Raw genomic sequence first — 1,303 nt, forward strand, 5'->3', positions numbered from 1 at the left:
AATTAGGAATTGTAACTGATGTTAAATCAGAACAATCTTGAAAAGACCCATCTCCAATAGTAGTAGCAGAATTAGGAATTGTAACTGATGTTAAACCAGAACATCTTTCAAAAGCAAAATTTCCAATAGTAGTCACAGAATTAGGAATTGTAACTGATGTTAAACCAGAACAATCTTGAAAAGCCCCATCTCCAATAGTAGTAGCAGAATTAGGAATTGTAACAGATGTTAAACCAGAACAGCCTCCAAAAACATAATCTCCAATAGAAGTCACAGAATTAGGAATTGTAACTGATGTTAAACCAGAACAATCTGCAAAAGCATTCTCTCGAATAGTAGTCACAGAATTAGGAATTGTAACTGATGTTAAACCAGAACAACCGGCAAAAGCACCATTTTCAATATCAGTCACAGAATTAGGAATGGTAACTGATATTAAACCAGTACAACCTGAAAAAGCTCTATCTCCAATAGAGGTCACAGAATTAGGGATGGTAACGGATGTTAAATCAGGACAATCTGCAAAAGCATTCTCTCGAATAGTAGTCACAGAGTTAGGGATGGTAACTGATGTTAAATTATTGCAATGCATAAAAGCACCCCTTGTAATAGCAGTCACAATATATCTGTTTCCATTATAAGCTACTGTTTCAGGTATTTCTGCTGCTCCAGTAAAATTAGGGTTGTCAGTTACGCTAATAGTAAAAGGAGCTGTTCTAGATGTGATAGTGTAATTTATGCCGTTTGCTGTAAAATCTTGTGCTATTCCTAAAAAAGGAATTAAAATAAAAAATAATAATTTTTTCATGTCTTTGTTTTAATTATTGTACGATGATTGTTTTTGTTGCCTTACCTTGGTTTGTTATTACTTCTACAAAATAATTGCCTTTTGCAAAGCTTGAAACATTTATTTCTGAATGATTAGTTGTTTTGATTAACTGCCCTAATGTGTTATAAAAATTCACTTTTTCTAATTGTAATCCCTCTTGCAAGGCTATGTTTAAAATTTCTGAAACTGGGTTTGGGTATATTTTTAGATTAGTTTCTATCGAAAATGAATGATTAGAAAGTAAATTACCAGAAATAGGGCTAAAATTCCTCCAAACAGCCGCTGCCTGATAAGCTGCTTCAGTACCAGCAGGAACATTTAAAGCACAGTTTGACCGAGTAACATTACCGAAGACATTTGCATTAATAACTAAAGGGCTTGTAATATGACAATTTACTGTCCTTAAACTGCTACAGCCTGCAAAAGCCTCATCTCCAATAGTAGTCAAAGAATTAGGAATTGTAACTGATGTTA

The 1,303-nt window shown here is 33.6% G+C and carries 2 protein-coding genes; both read right to left on the reverse strand.

The genetic code is table 11. The features are described 5' to 3' along the window. Window positions 1-808, reverse strand: an 808-nt coding sequence (locus B0A57_RS12295; protein ID WP_133062900.1) for a leucine-rich repeat domain-containing protein, incomplete at its 3' end; no start/stop codon positions are given. 13 nt (window positions 809-821) lie between these two features. Continuing rightward, window positions 822-1,303, reverse strand: a 482-nt coding sequence (locus B0A57_RS12350; RefSeq protein ID WP_243389175.1) for a T9SS type A sorting domain-containing protein, incomplete at its 5' end; no start/stop codon positions are given.

Origin of the sequence: Flavobacterium psychrophilum DSM 3660 = ATCC 49418, assembly GCF_002217405.1 — a bacterium.
GTDB classification, from domain to species: domain Bacteria; phylum Bacteroidota; class Bacteroidia; order Flavobacteriales; family Flavobacteriaceae; genus Flavobacterium; species Flavobacterium psychrophilum.